Origin of the sequence: Microbacterium sp. 70-16, assembly GCF_001898315.1 — a bacterium.
Lineage (GTDB): Bacteria > Actinomycetota > Actinomycetes > Actinomycetales > Microbacteriaceae > Microbacterium.
On sequence record NZ_MKTQ01000016.1, the window covers coordinates 41285 to 58501 of the forward strand.

The 17217-nt window shown below is 71.0% G+C and carries 15 protein-coding genes; 3 read left to right on the forward strand and 12 right to left on the reverse strand.

The genetic code is table 11. The annotated features are described in order from the left end of the window. Positions 1-29 precede the first annotated feature (29 nt). Positions 30-1355 (forward strand): hypothetical protein, encoded by a 1326-nt coding sequence (locus tag BGO46_RS08155; RefSeq protein WP_292678599.1) that lies wholly within the window; start codon positions 30-32, stop codon positions 1353-1355. Positions 1356-1358: 3 nt separating this feature from the next. On the opposite strand, the gene metE is transcribed toward BGO46_RS08155, so the two are convergent. Both metE and BGO46_RS08165 read right to left on the reverse strand, forming a co-directional pair. Then, positions 1359-3686: a 5-methyltetrahydropteroyltriglutamate--homocysteine S-methyltransferase gene (metE, locus tag BGO46_RS08160; protein WP_292678602.1), complete on the reverse strand. Its 2328-nt coding sequence runs from the start codon at positions 3684-3686 to the stop codon at positions 1359-1361. Positions 3687-3691: 5 nt separating this feature from the next. Continuing rightward, complete coding sequence (locus BGO46_RS08165) at positions 3692-4660, reverse strand: methylenetetrahydrofolate reductase (protein ID WP_292678604.1); 969 nt, start codon at positions 4658-4660, stop codon at positions 3692-3694. A gap of 220 nt (positions 4661-4880) precedes the next feature. Between BGO46_RS08165 and BGO46_RS08170 the strand changes: the two genes are divergently transcribed. Then, positions 4881-6761 carry a prolyl oligopeptidase family serine peptidase gene (locus BGO46_RS08170; protein WP_292678607.1) on the forward strand — a complete coding sequence of 627 codons (1881 nt, stop codon included), beginning with the start codon at positions 4881-4883 and terminating at the stop codon, positions 6759-6761. 130 nt (positions 6762-6891) lie between these two features. Here the strand turns inward: BGO46_RS08170 and hflX are convergent, their stop codons facing one another. Continuing rightward, positions 6892-8469, reverse strand: coding sequence for a GTPase HflX (gene hflX / locus BGO46_RS08175; protein ID WP_292678610.1), 1578 nt, complete (start codon positions 8467-8469; stop codon positions 6892-6894). A gap of 71 nt (positions 8470-8540) precedes the next feature. Here hflX and BGO46_RS08180 point away from each other — a divergent pair, with 71 nt between their 5' ends. After that, a complete protein-coding gene (locus BGO46_RS08180) occupies positions 8541-9188 on the forward strand; it encodes a methyltransferase (protein ID WP_292678613.1) in 648 nt (215 codons plus the stop codon). Between the two features lie 45 nt (positions 9189-9233). Here the strand turns inward: BGO46_RS08180 and dapF are convergent, their stop codons facing one another. The 9 genes from dapF to BGO46_RS08225 all read right to left on the reverse strand — a co-directional run bounded on the left by dapF (position 9234) and on the right by BGO46_RS08225 (position 17203). Continuing rightward, entirely contained in the window at positions 9234-10097 is an 864-nt protein-coding gene (gene dapF / locus BGO46_RS08185) for a diaminopimelate epimerase (protein WP_292678616.1), read from the reverse strand. A 739-nt stretch (positions 10098-10836) separates the two neighbouring features. After that, the gene (locus BGO46_RS08190; RefSeq protein ID WP_292678618.1) at positions 10837-11259 is read right to left on the reverse strand and encodes a GNAT family acetyltransferase; all 423 of its coding nucleotides are present in this window, start codon (positions 11257-11259) and stop codon (positions 10837-10839) included. Next, the gene (gene miaA / locus BGO46_RS08195) at positions 11256-12137 is read right to left on the reverse strand and encodes a tRNA (adenosine(37)-N6)-dimethylallyltransferase MiaA (protein ID WP_292678621.1); all 882 of its coding nucleotides are present in this window, start codon (positions 12135-12137) and stop codon (positions 11256-11258) included. The genes BGO46_RS08190 and miaA overlap by 4 nt, the downstream gene beginning before the upstream one ends. A gap of 83 nt (positions 12138-12220) precedes the next feature. Next, on the reverse strand, positions 12221-13768 hold the full coding sequence (gene miaB, locus BGO46_RS08200) for a tRNA (N6-isopentenyl adenosine(37)-C2)-methylthiotransferase MiaB (RefSeq protein WP_292678624.1): 1548 nt from the start codon (positions 13766-13768) through the stop codon (positions 12221-12223). A 46-nt stretch (positions 13769-13814) separates the two neighbouring features. Then, the gene (locus tag BGO46_RS08205) at positions 13815-14552 is read right to left on the reverse strand and encodes a regulatory protein RecX (protein WP_292678627.1); all 738 of its coding nucleotides are present in this window, start codon (positions 14550-14552) and stop codon (positions 13815-13817) included. Then, positions 14552-15604 carry a recombinase RecA gene (recA, locus tag BGO46_RS08210; RefSeq protein ID WP_292678629.1) on the reverse strand — a complete coding sequence of 351 codons (1053 nt, stop codon included), beginning with the start codon at positions 15602-15604 and terminating at the stop codon, positions 14552-14554. The genes BGO46_RS08205 and recA overlap by 1 nt, the downstream gene beginning before the upstream one ends. Positions 15605-15905: 301 nt before the next feature. Beyond that, positions 15906-16130, reverse strand: a complete 225-nt coding sequence (locus BGO46_RS08215; RefSeq protein WP_292678632.1) for a DUF3046 domain-containing protein — start codon at positions 16128-16130, stop codon at positions 15906-15908. Position 16131: 1 nt separating this feature from the next. Next, positions 16132-16449 carry a helix-turn-helix transcriptional regulator gene (locus BGO46_RS08220; protein WP_292678635.1) on the reverse strand — a complete coding sequence of 106 codons (318 nt, stop codon included), beginning with the start codon at positions 16447-16449 and terminating at the stop codon, positions 16132-16134. Between the two features lie 205 nt (positions 16450-16654). After that, a complete protein-coding gene (locus BGO46_RS08225; protein WP_292678714.1) occupies positions 16655-17203 on the reverse strand; it encodes a CinA family protein in 549 nt (182 codons plus the stop codon). Positions 17204-17217: the final 14 nt, after the last annotated feature.

The following is a 17217-nucleotide window of genomic DNA, read 5'->3' on the forward strand; positions in this document are numbered from 1 at the left end:
GAGTCCGCGGCATCCGCCACAATGTGGCCATGAGCGCCCCCGCTGACACCGCGACCACTGACCTCGCCGCGCGCGTCGCCGCGCTGGAGGCCGAGAACGCGCAGCTGCGCGCAAGCGGTCGGGCATCCGGCCCCTCCTCCGGACGCTGGCGCGCATGGGTGTCGACCATCTGCATCGTGCTGGCCGCAATCCTCGTGCCCGTCTCGATCGTGGCCGCGTGGGCACGCGTGCAGCTCGTCGACGAAGACAGCTTCACGGCGACCCTCGCGCCGCTCGCCGCCGACTCCGCCGTGCAGTCGATGATCATCGACGAGACGATGGATGCCATCACAACCCAGGTCGACTTCCTGCAGCTCACGACCAACGTCATCGACGGCGTCGCGACACTCGATCTGCCGCCGGCCGCCATCTCGGCCCTGGGACTGCTCAAGCAGCCGGCCGCCGACGGCCTGGAGGGGCTCGTCGACCGCGCGGTGACGCGCGTCGTGACCTCGGATGCCTTCGCAGACGTGTGGGCGACCGCGACGCGCGCCGCGCACCGTGCACTCACGACGACGGCGACCTCCGACGGTGGTGGGATCGTCGTGCGCACCTCTGACGGCGTCGGCATCCAACTCGGTGCCATCGTCGAGCGCGTAAAGCAGAACCTCACTGATCAGGGCGTCGGCGCGGCGAGCCTGATCCCGGCCGTCGACCGCGTCGTGATCATCGGCACGGGCGAGAACCTGTCATTCATCCGCACCGGCTACGCCGTCTCAACGACGGTCGGGTTCTGGCTGCCCCTGGTCGCCCTCGCCCTGTTCCTCGTCGGCATCCTCATCGCGCGGCGCCGGTCGACGGCGCTGCTCGGCGCGGGCGGCGGGTTGCTCATCGGCGGCGGCGCGCTCGCGATCGGGTTCTCGGTCGGTGCGGCCGTCATCGGGTCGGTCGCCGCACAGATCGACCTCTCACCGTCGGCCCTCGGCGTCATCTACCAACAGGTGTCTGCCGGAATGGCGCACACCGCCGCGATCCTCGCCGTCATCGGCCTTGTCGTGGTGGTGATCGCGTGGACGTGCGGACGCTGGCGCGGTGCGCAGGCGATCCGCCGGGGCCTGGGCTCGCTCAACGTCGGCATCCGCGGGGCGCTGCTGTCGCGCGGGATCGATACGGGCGCGACGGGACAGTGGCTGTACACGCAGCGGGTGATCGTGCGCACCGTCATCGCGGTGCTCGCGATCGTGTGGCTGCTGGCGCTGCGCCCGATCACGCTCGGCGAGATCGTGCTCGTTCTCGTGATCGCGCTGCTCGTCTGGTGGCTTGCCGAGCTGCTCCAGCGCCGCCCCGACGAGCAGGACGGGCTGGAGCAGTCCTGACCCTCAGCCCGCGATGCTGTCGCGCACGGCGCGGGTCGCGGTGACGAGGTTGCGCAGCGAGGCGACGGTCTCGTCGTAGCCGCGCGTCTTCAGCCCGCAGTCGGGGTTGACCCACACCTGGCGCAGCGGCAGGGCATCCGCGGCGCGCTGCAGCAGAGCCGTGACCTCGTCGACCGACGGCACGCGCGGCGAGTGGATGTCGTACACGCCCGGGCCGACGCCGTGCGTGAAGCCGGAGGTGCGGATGTCGTCGATGACGTCGCCGCGACTGCGCGCCGCCTCGATCGAGGTGACGTCGGCGTCAAGGGCGGCGATCGCGTCGATGACGACGTCGAACTCCGAGTAGCACAGATGCGTATGCACCTGCGTCGCGGGCGCGGCACCGGCCGTCGCGAGCTTGAACGACCCCACCGACCAGTCGAGGTAGGCCGGCTGGTCATCCTTCTTCAGCGGCAGCAGCTCGCGCAGGGCCGGCTCGTCGACCTGGATGATCCGGATGCCTGCAGCTTCGAGATCGGCGATCTCGTCACGCAGGGCCAGCGCGACCTGGTCGGCGGTCTCGCCGAGCGGCTGGTCGTCGCGGACGAACGACCACGCCAGGATCGTGACCGGGCCCGTCAGCATGCCCTTGACCGGCTTGGCCGTGAGCGACTGGGCGAACACCGACCAGTCGACCGTGATGGGGGCAGGCCGAGACACGTCACCCCACAGGATCGACGGGCGCGTCGCGCGCGACCCGTACGACTGCACCCAGCCCTGCTGCGTCACCGCGAACCCGTCGAGGTTCTCGGCGAAGTACTGCACCATGTCGTTGCGCTCGGGCTCGCCGTGCACGAGGACGTCGAGGCCGAGGTCCTCCTGCAGGTCGATGACGCGCGCGATCTCGTCGCGCAGGAACTGCTCGTACGTCTCGGTGCCGATCTCGCCCTTGCCGTGACGGGCCCGGGCACGCCGGATGTCGCCGGTCTGCGGGAACGAGCCGATCGTCGTGGTCGGCAGCGCGGGCAGATCGATCGCGGCATCCTGCGCCGCCACGCGTGCCGCGTAGTCGCCGCGATCACGCAGCGCGCCGTCGACGGCTGCCGTCCGCTCGCGGACCGCGCCGTCGCGCACGCCCGGCGCCGACAGGCGGTCGGCGAGCGCGGCGGAGGCCGCGTCGAGCTCGGGGCGGATGTCCTCGGCGCCGTCCGCCAGGCCACGCGCGAGGGTCGCGACCTGGGCGACCTTCTGGTCGGCGAATGCCAGCCAGCTGCGCAGTCGCTCGTCGAGCGCCGTCTCGATCTCGACGTCGTGCGGCACGTGCTGCAGCGATGTCGAGGTGGTCGCGGCGACGGCGCGGGCGCCGAGTCCGCGCAGGGCGTCGAGGCGCTCCCACGCACGCGACAGGTCGCCGCGCCAGATGTTGCGGCCGTCGACGACACCGCCGACGAGGGTCTTGTCCGCCAGGCCCGGCACGGCGGCCGGCACGGCGCCGCGGTGCAGGTCGATCGCTATCGCCTCGATCGGCGTGGCTGCAAGCGCCGCCCATGCCTCGGGCGACAGCTGCGCGTAGCCGGCGGCGACCACGATCTCGGGGCGATCCGGGGTCGCGCCCAACACGGCATATGCGCGTGCGGCGGCATCCGCGAGTTCTGCGGGCGACGACGGGAGGCTCTCGGAGACGAGCGCGGGCTCGTCCAGCTGGACCCACGCGGCGCCGGCCGCGGCGAGCCGCTGCAGCAGCTGCGCGAACACGGGCAGCAGGTCCTCCAGCCGCGACAGCGGCGCGAAGCCCGCGGGCGCGGCATCCGTGGCCTTGGCCAGCGCGAGCAGCGTGACCGGCCCGACGATGACGGGGCGCACGACGACACCGTCGGCAGCCGCTTCGGCGACCTGCGCCACGAAGCGGTCGGATGCCAGCGAGAACTGGGTCTCAGGGCCGATCTCGGGCACGAGGTAGTGGTAGTTCGTGTCGAACCACTTCGTCATCTCGAGCGGCGCGCGCTCACCCTCGCCGCGCGCGGCGGCGAAGTATGCCGACAGCGGAATGCTGCCGTCGGCGGCCCGCCGATCGGCGAAGCGCTCGGGCAGGGCGCCCACCGTGAGCGCCGCATCGAGCACCTGGTCGTAGAACGAGAACGACTCCGGGATCGACGAGTCGGACGCACCCAGCCCGAGCGCGATGAGGCGCTCACGCGTCTCGCGGCGCAGTTGCGCCGCGGCGGTCTCGAGCCCCGCCTCGTCGAGGTCGCCGCGCCAGTGGCGCTCGACGGCGCGCTTGAGCTCGCGGTCACGGCCGATGCGGGGGTAGCCGAGAATCGTCCCGGCGGGGAAGGTCACAGTCACAGTCACAGCTCCTAGATCGCGTGGTCGTACGGGTCGTGCGAGGCGGTGGTTCGAAGTCCTGCTTCATGCAGCACGGCCAGCACCGTCTCGTGGTTGTTGAAGGCATACAGGTGGACGCCGGGGGCGCCACCGGCGCGCACCTGACGCGCGAGGTCGGCCGCGTGAGCGATGCCGACGGCACGCTGCGCGGCGGGCGAGTCTGCAGCATCCAGCGCCTGCGCGAGCGCCGCGGGAGATGGATCCCCCGTCAGCTCGAGCACGCGGCGCAGCCGGCCCGGCGTGGTGATCGGCATGATGCCGGGCAGGATCGGGATCGTGACCCCCGCGCTGCGCGCGCGGTCCACGAATCCGAGGTACTCGTCGGCGTGGAAGAACAGCTGCGTGATCGCCGCTTCGGCGCCCGCGGCCTGCTTCGCGAGCAGCGCGTCGATGTCTTCCCCGGCATGCCGCGATCGCGGATGCCCATTCGGGAATGCCGCGACCGAGATCTGCACCCGCTCGCGGCGGCCGACGCGCGCAGCACCCGGGACGCCCGGCACGAGCTCTTCCGCGTACGGGGCGCGCTCGGCCTGCACGCGCCCGATGAGCTGGACGAGCTGGGCGGCCGACTCCAGGTCACCGAGGAAGACGTCGTCCTCGGACGTCCCCGCGGGCGGGTCGCCGCGCAGCGCGAGGAAGCGTGTGATGCCGGCATCCAGGAACTCGCGGATGATCGCGTTCGCCTCGGCGTAGCTGCTGCCGACGCAGGTCAGGTGCGCGAGCGGCGGCACGTCGGTGGCGTGCAGGATGTGCGTCAGCACGTCGAGCGAGCGTCCGCGCGTCGAGCCTCCGGCCCCGAAGGTCACGGAGATGAACTGCGGGCGCACGGCGGCGAGCGCACCGATCGTCGTGTACAGGGCGGGTAGGCCCTCGTCGGAGCGCGGCGGGTAGATCTCGAACGAGATCGGCGTCGTGGCGCCGGAGTCGACGGCGGAGGTCATCGGGACGTCTCTCACTGGGAACGGACAGGGGAAGGGGCCGGGCGGCCGCATGCGTCACGGCAGGGCCGTGAGGCATCGCGGGCGGGTGCCGGGCTCGGCTGTCGCTCCTGCCCGGCACATGCCGGGCGTCGATGGGACCACTCTAGGGCCGGCGCCGCCGGGTCCGCTTCGTGTGGCGGGCTGTGTGACGCGATGTTTCAGCTGCGGCTAGCGTGAGGGCATGATCACGCTCCCCTACGGCTCCTGGCCCTCGCCGCTGTCCGCACGCTGGGCATCCGAGGCATCGCCCCGATTCGAGGGTGCCGCCCTCGCCTCTGACGAGGTGTGGTGGGGGCAGTCTCTTCCCGCCGAAGCGGGCCGCACGGCGGTGCTGCGGCGCACGGCGTCAGGACAGGTCGAGACGCTCCTTCCCGCGCCGTGGAGCGCCCGCTCGCGCGTGCACGAGTACGGCGGCGGCGCGTGGACCGCCACCGACGACGGCCGCCTGTTGTTCGTAGAGAAGACCGATCAGCGGGTGTGGCTGCTCGACCCGGGCCACGCGCCGCGCGCACTGACGGCGGAAGAGCCCGGAACCTCCTACGGCGGCCTGCGCTGGCAGCACGGCGCCCTGCTCGCGGTGCAGGAACGGCAGAGCGAGCACGGGTGGCATCGCGCGATCGTGCGCATCGAGGTGAGCGCCGGCGAGGCATCCGTCACCGAGCTCGTCAGCGGCAGCGACTTCGTCGCTCAGCCCGCCCTCTCACCCGACGGCACGTGGCTCGCGTGGGTCGCGTGGAACCACCCCGACATGCCGTGGGATCGCACCGAGATCCGCGTCGGCGAGATCACGGACGGCACGGTGTCATCGTGGGATGCCGTGACGTCGGGCGCCGCTGCCCTCCAGCCGGAGTGGACCGCGGGCGGCGACCTCGTCGTGATCGACGAGCCGACCGGGCGCTGGAACCTGTGGCGCGTGGGCGCCGACGCGGCAGAGCCACTCGCCCCCGCCGACGCCGATACGGGCGGCGGGCTGTGGTCGCTGGGACTGCGCTGGTACGCGCTGCTGGGCGACCGGATCGCGGCGATCCGCACGAACGGCAGTGACGAACTGGTCATCATCGAGCCGGACGGCCGCACACAGCCCGTCGACCTGCCCGCGACGTCGCGTCTCGTGATCGAAGACGCGGACGCCGACCGCCTGCTCGTGACAGGAGCCGGCCCCGCGGGGGCGGGCCTGTGGCTCGTGACGGCAGACGGCGCGGTGACGCCCGTGGTGGGTGGTGCGGGGATGGATGCCGGGTGGATGCCGACCGGCCGCGCCGTGACCTTCGCGGGGCCGCACGGCGACGTGCACGCGTTCGACTATCCCCCGACCAATCCCGACGTCACGGGCCCCGACGGTGAGCTGCCGCCGTACGTCGTGTTCGTCCATGGCGGCCCGACGGCGCACGTCGCGGGCGTCGCGGATGCCCGCACCGCGTTCCTCACGAGCCGCGGTATCGGCGTGCTCGACGTCAACTACGGCGGCTCCACCGGGTACGGGCGGGCCTACCGCGAGCGGCTGCGCGGCCAGTGGGGCGTCGTCGATGTCGACGATGTCGCCGCCGCGGCATCCGGCCTCGTCGCCGCCGGACTTGCCGACGGTGCGCGCCTCGCGATCGACGGCGGCTCCGCCGGCGGCTGGACGGTGCTCGGCGCCCTCGTGGGCACCGACGTGTTCGCCGCGGGGATTTCGCGCTATGGCGTCGGCGATGCCCGCGCCCTCGCCGAGGACACGCACGACTTCGAAGCCCACTATCTCGACGGACTCATCGGGCCGCTGCCCGAAGCCGATGCCCTCTATCGCGAACGATCACCACTGAGCCACCCCGAGCGCTTCCGCGTGCCGCTGCTGCTGTTGCAGGGTGCGGAGGATGCCGTCGTGCCGCCCGCGCAGTCCGAGGCGATCCGCGACGCTCTCGCTGCCCACGGAGTGCCGCACGCGTACGTCCTCTACGAGGGCGAGGGCCACGGCTTCCGCCGCGCGGAGACCGTCGTGCACGCGCGCGAGAGCGAACTGGCGTTCCTGGGCGCTGTCTTCGGGTTCGAGACCCCGGGCATCCCGCCGATCACGCTCGACTGAGCCGGCACGAACTCCGCAGAACCGCACGCGACCCGCCACGAACTCCGCAGAATCGCACGAACTCCGCAGGATTTCACAGAAATCCTGCGGAGTTCGTGACAGTCTGCGGACTTGGCGCGCCCGCGCGGCCTCACACCGCGTACGGTGCGAGCTTGCCCCCGAGGATCGCCGGGACGTGCGCGTGCAGGATCGTGCCATCGGGTCCGTGGTTCTGGCTGAGGATGATGCCATGCTCGTGCACCGCCGAGACGAGGTCGCCGCGGTCGTAGGGCACAACGGCGTGGATCTCGACGGCCGGCAGCGGCAGCGTGCGCTCGATCGTCTCGCGCAGCTCGTCGATGCCTTCGCCCGTGCGCGACGACACGAAAAGCGCGTCGGGGGCGAGTCCGCGCAGCACGAGCCGGGTGTCGGCGTCGATCAGATCGGCCTTGTTGAACACGACGATCTCGGGCAGGTCACGCGCGCCGACGTCGCCGATCACGTCGCGGACGGTCGCGAGTTGCGCCGCCGGGTCGGGGTGCGAGCCGTCGACGACGTGCACGATAACGTCGGCGTCGCCGACCTCTTCGAGGGTCGAACGGAACGCCTCGACGAGCTGGTGCGGCAGGTTGCGCACGAACCCGACGGTGTCGGTCAGCGTGTACACGCGACCGTCGGTGGTCTCGCAACGGCGCACTGAGGTGTCGAGCGTCGCGAACAGCGCGTTCTCGACGAGCACGCCCGCACGGGTGAGCCGGTTGAGCAGGCTCGATTTGCCCGCGTTCGTGTAGCCGGCGATCGCGACCGCCGGGATCGTGTTGCGCTTGCGCTCGGCCCGCTTGGCCTCGCGCGCGGGCGCGAAGTCGCGCAGCTGACGGCGCAGCTGCGCCATCTTGGTGCGGATGCGGCGGCGATCGAGCTCGATCTTGGTCTCACCCGGACCACGCGAGCCCATGCCCGCACCGCCCGCGCCGACCTGACCACCGGCCTGGCGGCTCATGGACTCACCCCAGCCGCGCAGGCGCGGCAGCAGGTACTCGAGCTGGGCGAGTTCGACCTGGGCCTTGCCCTCGCGGCTCTTCGCGTGCTGGCTGAAGATGTCGAGGATCACGGTCGTCCGGTCGATGACCTTGACCTTGACGACGTCCTCCAGCGCACGACGCTGGCTCGGGGCGAGCTCGGTGTCGGCGATGACGGTGTCGGCGCCGACGGCGGCGACCAGGTCGCGCAACTCGGCGGCCTTGCCACGGCCGATGTAGGTGGCGGGATCGGGGTGGGGACGCCGCTGCAGCACACCGTCGAGGACGACGGCGCCCGCCGTCTCGGCGAGCGCAGCGAGCTCGCGGAGCGAGTTCTCGGCATCCTCGTGCGACCCCTGCGGATACACGCCCGCCAGCACGACGTTCTCGAGGCGCAGCTGGCGGTACTCGACCTCGGTGACGTCCTCGAGCTCGGTCGACAGGCCGGGCACGCGGCGCAGCGCGGCACGCTCTTCGCGATCCCACTGGTCGCCGTCGGTGTCGGCGTACGACACGGTCGACTCGTCCTGCAGCGCCTGGGCGCCAAAGACCTGGATGCCCGACCGTGCGCCCGCGCGCGCGAGCACGCGGTCGACGGGGTCGATCGGGTGGTGCGCGGTGTCTGCGACGTCGCTGTCGCCCACGGCATCCGTGTTGTCGGTGATGCTCGTGGTGTCGGTGATGCCGGTCGTGCCTGTGGTGTCTGTCATTCGGTCCTTTTCGTACTGAGCCTTGCAGTCTAGTCTCCCGCGCCGGGACGCGGCTCGGGTACGCTCGCAGCATGGGGAGCGACCACTACTTCAGTGCCACCCCGTCCAGCGTTGAGCGTCTGCGCCGCATCCCCGTGACCCTTGCGGGTCGCAGCGGCGAAGTCACGACCGCTGGCGGCGTATTCAGCCCCGACCACATCGACGGGGGCACCGCCGTGCTTCTGGCGAACACGCCCCCACCGCCTCCCGGCGGGCATCTGCTCGATCTCGGCTGCGGCTGGGGTCCCATCGCCCTGAGTGTCGCGATCGCGTCGCCGCACGCGACGGTCTGGGCCGTCGATGTCAACGAGCGCGCTCTCGACCTCGTCCGTCGCAACGCCGCGGAGTGGGGCCTCGACAATGTCAACGCCGTGCTGCCCGACGATGTTCCCGACGACGTCACGTTCCGCACGATTCGCTCCAACCCGCCCATCCGGGTCGGCAAGAACGAGCTACACGGGCTGCTCGAGCGCTGGATCCCTCGCCTCGATGAGCGCAGCGACGCATGGCTCGTCGTGCAGCGCAACCTCGGCTCGGACTCGCTGCAGCGCTGGCTCAGCGCGAGCTTCGACCACGGCTACTCGGTCACCCGCGCCGCGACGGCGCGCGGCTTCCGCGTGCTGAAGGTGCGCCACCACGGCGACCTGCGCACCGAGCCGCTGCCCATCGTCGGGGAGTGACGCGGGGGCATCCTGCCCGCCGGTCGACTGTTGGGTCGGCGCCCGTCAGGCGAGGGCGACCGCGCCGCTGTAGACGAGCGTCGCGGGACCACTGAGCAGCACGTGCGGGCCATCGGGCGCATCGACCACGCGGACGCCGAGCGTCCCGCCGGGAACGTCGACGCGCCAGGCATCCGGCGCCGCAGGACCGGCCCAGTGCCGAACGGCGAGGGCGGATGCCGCGACCCCCGTTCCGCACGACAGGGTCTCCCCCACGCCGCGCTCGAACACACGCATGCGGATCGCGCCGACGCCCGCGTGCACGAGCGGGTCGGCGGGCACGACGAACTCGATGTTCGCGCCGTGCGGCGGCACGGGTGCGAGCATCGGCGCGACGGTCAGGTCGAGGCCGGCGAGCTCGCCCTCGGTGCCGAGCGCGACGACGACGTGCGGGTTGCCGACGTCGATGCCGACGCCGGGGCGGGCGACGTCGAGACCGCGCGCGCGGACGACGACGTCGGACTCGTCCACGACGAACCGGCCCAGGTCGACTTCGAAGCCGAGGTCGCTGCGCGTGAGGGTCTTGGTGCCCGCGCGCGTGCCGATGCGCAGCGGGGCGTCGTCGATCGAGGCGAGGCCGGTCTCGACGAGGTACTTCGCGAAGACGCGGATGCCGTTGCCGCACATCTCGGCGGCAGAGCCGTCGGCGTTGCGGTAGTCCATGAACCACTCCGCGTCGGGTGTGGCAGCCCCCTCGGGCAGGGCGGCGGAGCGCACGACGCGCAGCGTGCCGTCGGCCCCGATGCCGAACCGGCGGTCGCAGAGGGCCGCGACCTGGTCGTCGCTGAGGTCGAGCGCGCCGTCGGGATCGGGCACGATCACGAAGTCGTTGCCCGTGCCCTGGCCCTTGGTGAAGTCGATCGTCGCCACGCGACAAGTCTAGGTGGCGGCGCGCGGGGCGGCGCGGGTGGTCGCAGCTGGCGCGGGCGCCGCTCGGCATGCGGGTGGCGCTCCGGACCAGCTCATGGGGCGCGTGGTGGTCGTGGGCGCCACTTCCTTGGACGCGCAGCTGGGGTGGCACAGATGGGGTGACACAAGTGGATGGCGCAAATGCGCCCCTCGCGCGATGCGACGTGCGCATTTGCGCCATCAACTTCGGCGGGCGCGCCACGGAGTTCGGATGCCCCCACAGCGGGGTGGCGCCGGACTACCTCAACACCCGCGAGATGGTCGCGGGCGCCACCTGAATGGGATGCCCCGGCAAAGGGGTGGCACTCCGGACCAGCTCAACGCGCCCGAGGTGGTCGGGCGCGCCACCTGAATGGGATGCCCTCGCAACGGGTGGCGCTCCGGACTAGCTCAGGGCCCCGAGGTGGTCGCGGGCGCCACTCCCCTGGATGTACACGTGGGTGGCAATAAACGGTTGGCGCAAATGCGCCCCTCGAGGGCCGCGACCTAGGCATCCACGCCATCAAAATCTCCCGCTGAAGTCTGGATGCCAAGCACCCGGGTGGCACGCCGGACCAGCTCAACGCGCCCGAGGTGGTCGGGCGCGCCACCTGAATGGGATGCCCCCGAAACGGGTGGCGCCCTGGACCAGCTCAGCGCGCCCGAGGTGGTCGCGGGCGCCACTGCGATGCCCGACGGGCGAGAGCGACCCCGCACGGGGTCAGTCGGCGATGAGGCGCTTGCCCGTGACCCACACCTCGAAGGGCTCGAACCCGAGCGACGCGTAGAAGTCGTGCACCTCGACGTTCTCGGGTCGCACCATGAGTTGCACCTTGGGGCATCCCATCTCGATCAGGAGTTCTTCGGCGCGCTCGACGAGCAGACGCCCGATCCCCTGGCCACGTCGCGCCGGCGTGCTCGCGAGGTAGTACAGCCAGCCGCGGTGTCCGTCGTAGCCGGCCATCACGGTGCCGACGATCGCGGCGCCGTCTGTCGCGACGAGGAACAACTCGGGCTGCACCGCGAGCTTGCGGTTGATGTCCTGATACGGGTTGTTCCAGGGCCGCGTGAGGCCGGACTCCTGCCAGAGGGAGACGACGGCTTCCGTGTCGGCGAGCTCGAACTGTCGGATCTGGATACTCATCCCGCCGAGTCTGCCAGGTCGGCGGCATCCACATCGGGGCGCACCCACCGAATCTGGGGATACCGGCGGAACCACGACACCTGACGCCGGGCGTAGCGCCGCGTCAGCGCCTGCGTCTGAGCGATCGCCTCGCCGCGGGTGAGCTCGCCCCGCAGCTCTGCGAGCGCCTGCGCGTAACCGATCGCACGCCCCGCCGTCACACCGCGCTCGAGCCCCTGTTCGCGCAGCCGCACCACCTCGTCGAGCAGGCCGTCGCGCCACATCCGCTCGACACGCTGGTCGAGCCGCTCCACGAGGGCCGCACGCTCGACCTCGACGCCGATGATCGTGGTCGCCGGATGCCAGAGCACCGGCGCCTCGGGAAGCGCCGCGCCGTGCCCCGCCGACCCCTGCGCCGCGACTTCGAGGGCGCGGACGATGCGCCGCCGGTTGCGCGGGTCGATCCGCGCGGCCGTCGCGGGGTCGATCTCGCGCAGCCGGGCGAAGAGGGCGGATGCGCCGTCCCGCTCGAGGTCGGCTTCGAGCTCGGCGCGCAGCGCGTCGTCGTGCGGCGGGAAGCGGAAGTCGTAGACGACGCTCGACACGTACAGACCCGACCCGCCGACGACCACGGCGTCGCGCCCGCGCGCGAAGATCTCGCCGATCGCGGTGCGCGCGGCATCCTGATACCAGGCGACCGCAGCCTCGTCGGTGACGTCGAGCACGTCAAAGAGGTGATGCGGGATGCCCCGGCGCTCGCCCTCGGGAAGCTTGGCCGTGCCGATGTCCATGCCGCGGTAGACCTGCATCGCGTCGGCGTTGACGATCTCTGCGCCGAGGTGCTGCGCGAGGCGCAGCGACAGGTCGGTCTTGCCGGTGCCGGTCGCTCCGACGATCACCCAGAGCCTGCGCCCGCGCGGCGCGGACGGTGACGCCGCCTCAGCCGAGTCGCTTCCCGGCTCGCCCAACGACCAGGAAGCCGTCACTGCCGAAGGGTCGGGATGCCCAGGCCCACAGCGCGCCGCCCGTCGGCGGTCAGCGTCGCAGGCGCCGGCACGGCGCAGGACTCGGCCTGCGTGCGGTCCCACGCGTCGCCGGCACGGGTGCGGCGGATGCGCAGGGGTGCACCGTCGGCACTGTCGGCGAGCAGGTGGAACGGCGCCGCATGCGTGACCGTGACCGTGACGACATCGCCGGGGCGCGGGGTCTCACTGCCGGCCGGCAGCTCGAAGTGCACGAGGCGGTTGTCTTCGGCGCGCCCAGTGAGGCGGTGCGTCGAGGCATCCTTCTTGCCTTCGCCGGTTGAGACGAGCACCTCGAGGGTGCGGCCGACCTGTGCCTGGTTCTCTTCGAGGCTGATGCGATCCTGCAGCGCGACGAGGCGCTCGTAGCGCTCCTGCACGACGGCCTTGGGCACCTGGTTCGGCATCGTGGCTGCGGGCGTGCCCTCGCGGATCGAGTACTGGAACGTGAACGCGCTCGCGAAGCGGGCCTGCTCGACGACGCGCAGCGTATCTTCGAAATCTTCGTCGGTCTCGCCGGGGAACCCGACGATGATGTCGGTGGAGATCGCGGCGTTCGGGATGCGCTCGCGCACGCCTTCGAGGATGCCGAGGAACTTCTCGCTGCGGTACGAGCGGCGCATCGCCTTGAGGATGCCGTCGGAGCCCGACTGCAGCGGCATGTGAAGCTGCGGCATGACCTGCGGGGTCTCGGCCATCGCATCGATGACGTCATCGGTGAAGGCCGCCGGGTGCGGACTCGTGAAGCGGATGCGCTCGAGACCCGGGATCTCACCGGCGGCGCGCAGGAGCTTGCCGAACGCCTGCCGGTCGCCGAACTCGACCCCGTAGCTGTTGACGTTCTGACCGAGAAGGGTGACCTCGATCGCACCGTCGTCGACGAGCAGGCGGATCTCGTTCAGGATGTCGCCGGGGCGACGATCCTTCTCTTTGCCGCGCAGGTGCGGGACGATGCAGAAGGTGCACGTGTTGTTGCAGCCGACCGAGATCGAGACCCAGCCACTGTAGACCGAGTCGCGCTTGGTCGGGAGGGTCGAGGGGAACACCTCGAGCGACTCGAGGATCTCGAGCTCGGCGTCGCCGTTGTGGCGGGCGCGTTCGAGCAGACTCGGCAGCGACCCCATGTTGTGCGTGCCGAAGACGACGTCGACCCACGGGGCCTTGTCGAGGACGGCGTCCTTGTCCATCTGGGCGAGGCATCCGCCGACGGCGATCTGCATGCCCTCGTGCTTGTCTTTGCGGCTCTTGAGGTGTCCGAGCGTGCCGTAGAGCTTGCCGGCCGCGTTGTCACGCACGGCGCACGTGTTGATGACGACGACGTCGGCTTCGACGCCCGCATCGGCACGGACGTACCCGGCGCTCTCGAGCGAGCCGGAGAGCCGCTCGGAGTCGTGCACGTTCATCTGGCAGCCGAAGGTGCGCACCTCGTAGGTTCGAGTGCGGCCATCGGCGGCGATCGCTGCGGTCGACGGGGCGATCAGAGTCGGGGCGGCGGACGGAGAAGTCATGATCGCACCATTCTACGAGCCGCGCCTGCACGCCGGCCCGTGGCCGCTACTCGAACCGCACTCCACGCGACGGCGGTCGGGATGCCTCATCGAGCGCCTGGCGGGCGGCCGACAGCGCCACCGAGCCGTAGCCGCGGCGCGCCAACTGGCCGGACAGACGGCGCAGCGCCGTGTCGCGGTCGAGGCTCGCCAGCGGCCGCGCCTTCTGCCGGGCGAACGCGAGCGCGCGCTCGAACTCGTCGTCGGGCAGCTCCGCCAGCGCCGCATCGACGATCTCCCGCGGGATGCCTCGCTTGCTGAGCGACTGCGCGAGCATCATCCGCCCTTGGCCTTTTCGCTCAACGCCGCTGTGGATCAGCTGCTCCGCGAGCTTCGCATCGTCGAGATATCCGTGCTCGACGAACCGCTCGATGACCTCTTCAGCGGAGTTCTCGTCGACGTCGCGCTCACGCAGCACGGCGCGTGCCTCGCGGATCGACAGCGAGCGGGTGCGCAGTTTGCGCAGCAGCGCAGCCTCGGCGGCAGCGGCCGCCTCCGCGGCATCCGGTTCAGTTTTGCCGGTCTCGGCACCCCGCGAGGCCGCGCCGCGAGCCCCCGCGTCGCGAAGCCCCGCACCGCCCGCCCCGCGAGCGTCAGAACCCGCGAACGCCCCCGCGGCGCGGTCCGCCGGCGCCGCCCACGTGTTGTTCCACTCGCCGGACGGATCCGGCTGTTCGGCGGGAGCGGTCGGAGCCGCCCCGCCGAACAGCGGGATCACGGGCGCGAGGGGTTCATCCCCGGGCATCAGGCCGGGCGGCGCTCGGCCAGGTCGGCGACGGGTGCGCCCTCGGCGGCCTTGGGCTGGCCGATGCCGAGCTTCTGCAGGATCTTCTGCTCGATGTCGGCGGCGATGTCGGTGTTCTTGAGCAGGAAGTTGCGCGCATTCTCCTTGCCCTGACCGAGCTGCTCACCGTCGTAGGTGTACCACGCACCCGACTTCTTGACGATCGCATGCTCGACGCCGAAGTCGATGAGCGAGCCCTCGCGCGAGATGCCGACGCCGTACAGGATGTCGAACTCGGCCTGCTTGAACGGCGGCGCCATCTTGTTCTTGACGACCTTGACGCGGGTGCGGTTGCCCACGGCATCCGTCCCGTCCTTCAGGGTCTCGATGCGGCGGATGTCGAGGCGCACCGACGCGTAGAACTTCAGCGCCTTGCCACCGGCGGTGGTCTCGGGCGACCCGAAGAACACGCCGATCTTCTCGCGCAGCTGGTTGATGAAGATCATCGTGGTGCCGGTCTGGTTCAGTCCACCGGTGAGCTTGCGCAGCGCCTGCGACATGAGTCGAGCCTGCAGACCCACGTGCGAGTCGCCCATCTCGCCTTCGATCTCAGCCTTGGGCACGAGGGCCGCGACGGAGTCGATGACGACGAGGTCGATGGCACCCGAGCGCACGAGCATGTCGGCGATCTCGAGCGCCTGCTCGCCCGTGTCGGGCTGCGACACGAGCAGCTGGTCGATGTCGACGCCGAGCTTCTGCGCGTAGTCGGGATCGAGGGCGTGCTCGGCGTCGATGAAGGCGGCGATGCCTCCGGCGCGCTGGACGTTGGCGATCGCGTGCAGGGTCAGCGTCGTCTTACCCGACGACTCGGGACCGTAGATCTCCACGATGCGGCCACGCGGGAGCCCGCCGACGCCGAGGGCGACATCGAGGGCGATGGATCCGGTAGGGATGACGGCGACGGGAGCGCGCTCGTCGCTGCCGAGACGCATCACCGAGCCCTTTCCGAACTGCCGGTCGATCTGGGCGAGGGCCGATTCGAGGGCCTTCTCGCGGTCGGCGGGTGATGGCATGACGTGCTCCTTCGTGCTCTGCCTTCGGCGGCTGCGCCGCGTCGGGGTATCCGTCGCCTGTAGGCTGTCGCGCTCCCCTCCGACGGAGAGGATTCTGCGACAAGGCGGAGGTGTCGTGTTGACGTTGTTCACGCTACGGAGGGCCACCGACATCGGTCGGCGAAACCCGCACATTTGTGGACAACCTCGCGGCGATCCCTCTTGTGGAGGAGCCTATGCGCGTCTCGAACAAAAGTACGACGACACGCCGGATCGCGACACACCGACGCGTCGGCAGGGACCAGCGGGCGGCGCGCCCGCGTCAGCGCCGGCGCGGCTCGAGCCGGCCGACGCCGTGGCGACGCGACTCAGGGACGTCGGTCTCGACGCACAGCGCCAGCCAGACATCGCGTGGATCGACGCCATCGGCCAGCGCCTGCACGGCAGTGCGGTGACCGACGCCGCTCAGCGACAGATCGCTCAGGAGGGAAACGGCGCGCAGACCGAACTCATCGTCGACGGCGCGCTGGAACTCACTGCGCCGCACGTCAGTGCAGCGACAGCTCGGACTGCATGTCGCGGTCCAGCGCCACAAGGTCGTCGGGGACCACGTCGGGGAAGACCTGCAGGCCCTCGAGCACGGAGATGCGGTCGCCCACTTCGCGCATGATGGTCGAGATCGGGGTGTCGAGCGCTTCCGCGACCGACGCGAGGATCTCGCTCGAAGCTTCCTTCTGACCGCGCTCGACTTCGCTCAGGTAGCCGAGGGCGACGCTGGCGCGTCCCGCCACCTGGCGGAGGGTGCGCCCCTTCTGCAGACGGAAGTCGCGCAGGACTTCGCCGATCTCTTGACGAACCAGGATCATGTCGGGCCCCCTCCTCTGACAGTCGATCTGTATCCGGGTGGATAACAGTACAGGATCTTGATCTCAACCTAGACCCGAGCGCTGGGGAAAGGGTGGGAATCGATGAGACGTAACAGGGATGTCACACCCCGTATTCCCCGCAGACCCCAAAGCCGCAGACCCCAGAAGCACCAATCCCGGAGCCGAAAACCCAGAGCCGCAAAACTCAGAGCGCCTCCAGCGCGATGCGCACGGCGAGAGCGGCCGCTTCGGCGCGGATGGCGGAGCGGTCGCCGTCCAGCAGCACCGACTCGACGCGCGAGCCGAGGGGCGTCGACACGGCCACGTGGACGGTGCCCACCGGCTGCCCGTCGGGTGAGAGCGGCCCGGCGATGCCGGTGGTGGCGATGCCCACATCGGCGGGGATACCGTCGTCCGTACCCACGGCCCGGCGCACCCCCTCGGCCATCTGTCGTGCGACGCGCGCGTGGACGGGACCATGCGCCGCGAGCAGCGTCTCGTCGACGCCCAGCAGCCGCGCTTTGAGATCAGTTGCATAGGCGACGATGCCGCCGCGCAGCACGGCGGATGCCCCCGCGACATCGACGACCGACGCGACGACGAGTCCGCCGGTGAGCGATTCGGCGATGCCCAGCGTCCAGCCCAGTTCGCTCAGGCGCGCCACGAGCCGCTCCGGCTCCGAGAGCCGACCGGCCGAGACCTGCGTGCTCTCGAGGTCATCCGGGAGTTCTGAAACGTGCGGACGCGCAGGCATCCGACCGGGCACAG

Excerpts from the sequence above, each read along its gene's own strand:
- recA (WP_292678629.1), bottom strand. The coding sequence starts at position 15,604 with ATGCCATCACCCGCCGACCGCGAGAAGGCCCTCGAATCGGCCCTCGCC.
- BGO46_RS08205 (WP_292678627.1), bottom strand. The coding sequence starts at position 14,552 with ATGCCCGGGGATGAACCCCTCGCGCCCGTGATCCCGCTGTTCGGCGGG.
- BGO46_RS08180 (WP_292678613.1), top strand. The coding sequence starts at position 8,541 with ATGGGGAGCGACCACTACTTCAGTGCCACCCCGTCCAGCGTTGAGCGT.
- BGO46_RS08220 (WP_292678635.1), bottom strand. The coding sequence starts at position 16,449 with ATGATCCTGGTTCGTCAAGAGATCGGCGAAGTCCTGCGCGACTTCCGT.
- BGO46_RS08170 (WP_292678607.1), top strand. The coding sequence starts at position 4,881 with ATGATCACGCTCCCCTACGGCTCCTGGCCCTCGCCGCTGTCCGCACGC.
- BGO46_RS08165 (WP_292678604.1), bottom strand. The coding sequence starts at position 4,660 with ATGACCTCCGCCGTCGACTCCGGCGCCACGACGCCGATCTCGTTCGAG.
- BGO46_RS08155 (WP_292678599.1), top strand. The coding sequence starts at position 30 with ATGAGCGCCCCCGCTGACACCGCGACCACTGACCTCGCCGCGCGCGTC.
- hflX (WP_292678610.1), bottom strand. The coding sequence starts at position 8,469 with ATGACAGACACCACAGGCACGACCGGCATCACCGACACCACGAGCATC.
- miaB (WP_292678624.1), bottom strand. The coding sequence starts at position 13,768 with ATGACTTCTCCGTCCGCCGCCCCGACTCTGATCGCCCCGTCGACCGCA.
- BGO46_RS08225 (WP_292678714.1), bottom strand. The coding sequence starts at position 17,203 with ATGCCTGCGCGTCCGCACGTTTCAGAACTCCCGGATGACCTCGAGAGC.
- BGO46_RS08190 (WP_292678618.1), bottom strand. The coding sequence starts at position 11,259 with ATGAGTATCCAGATCCGACAGTTCGAGCTCGCCGACACGGAAGCCGTC.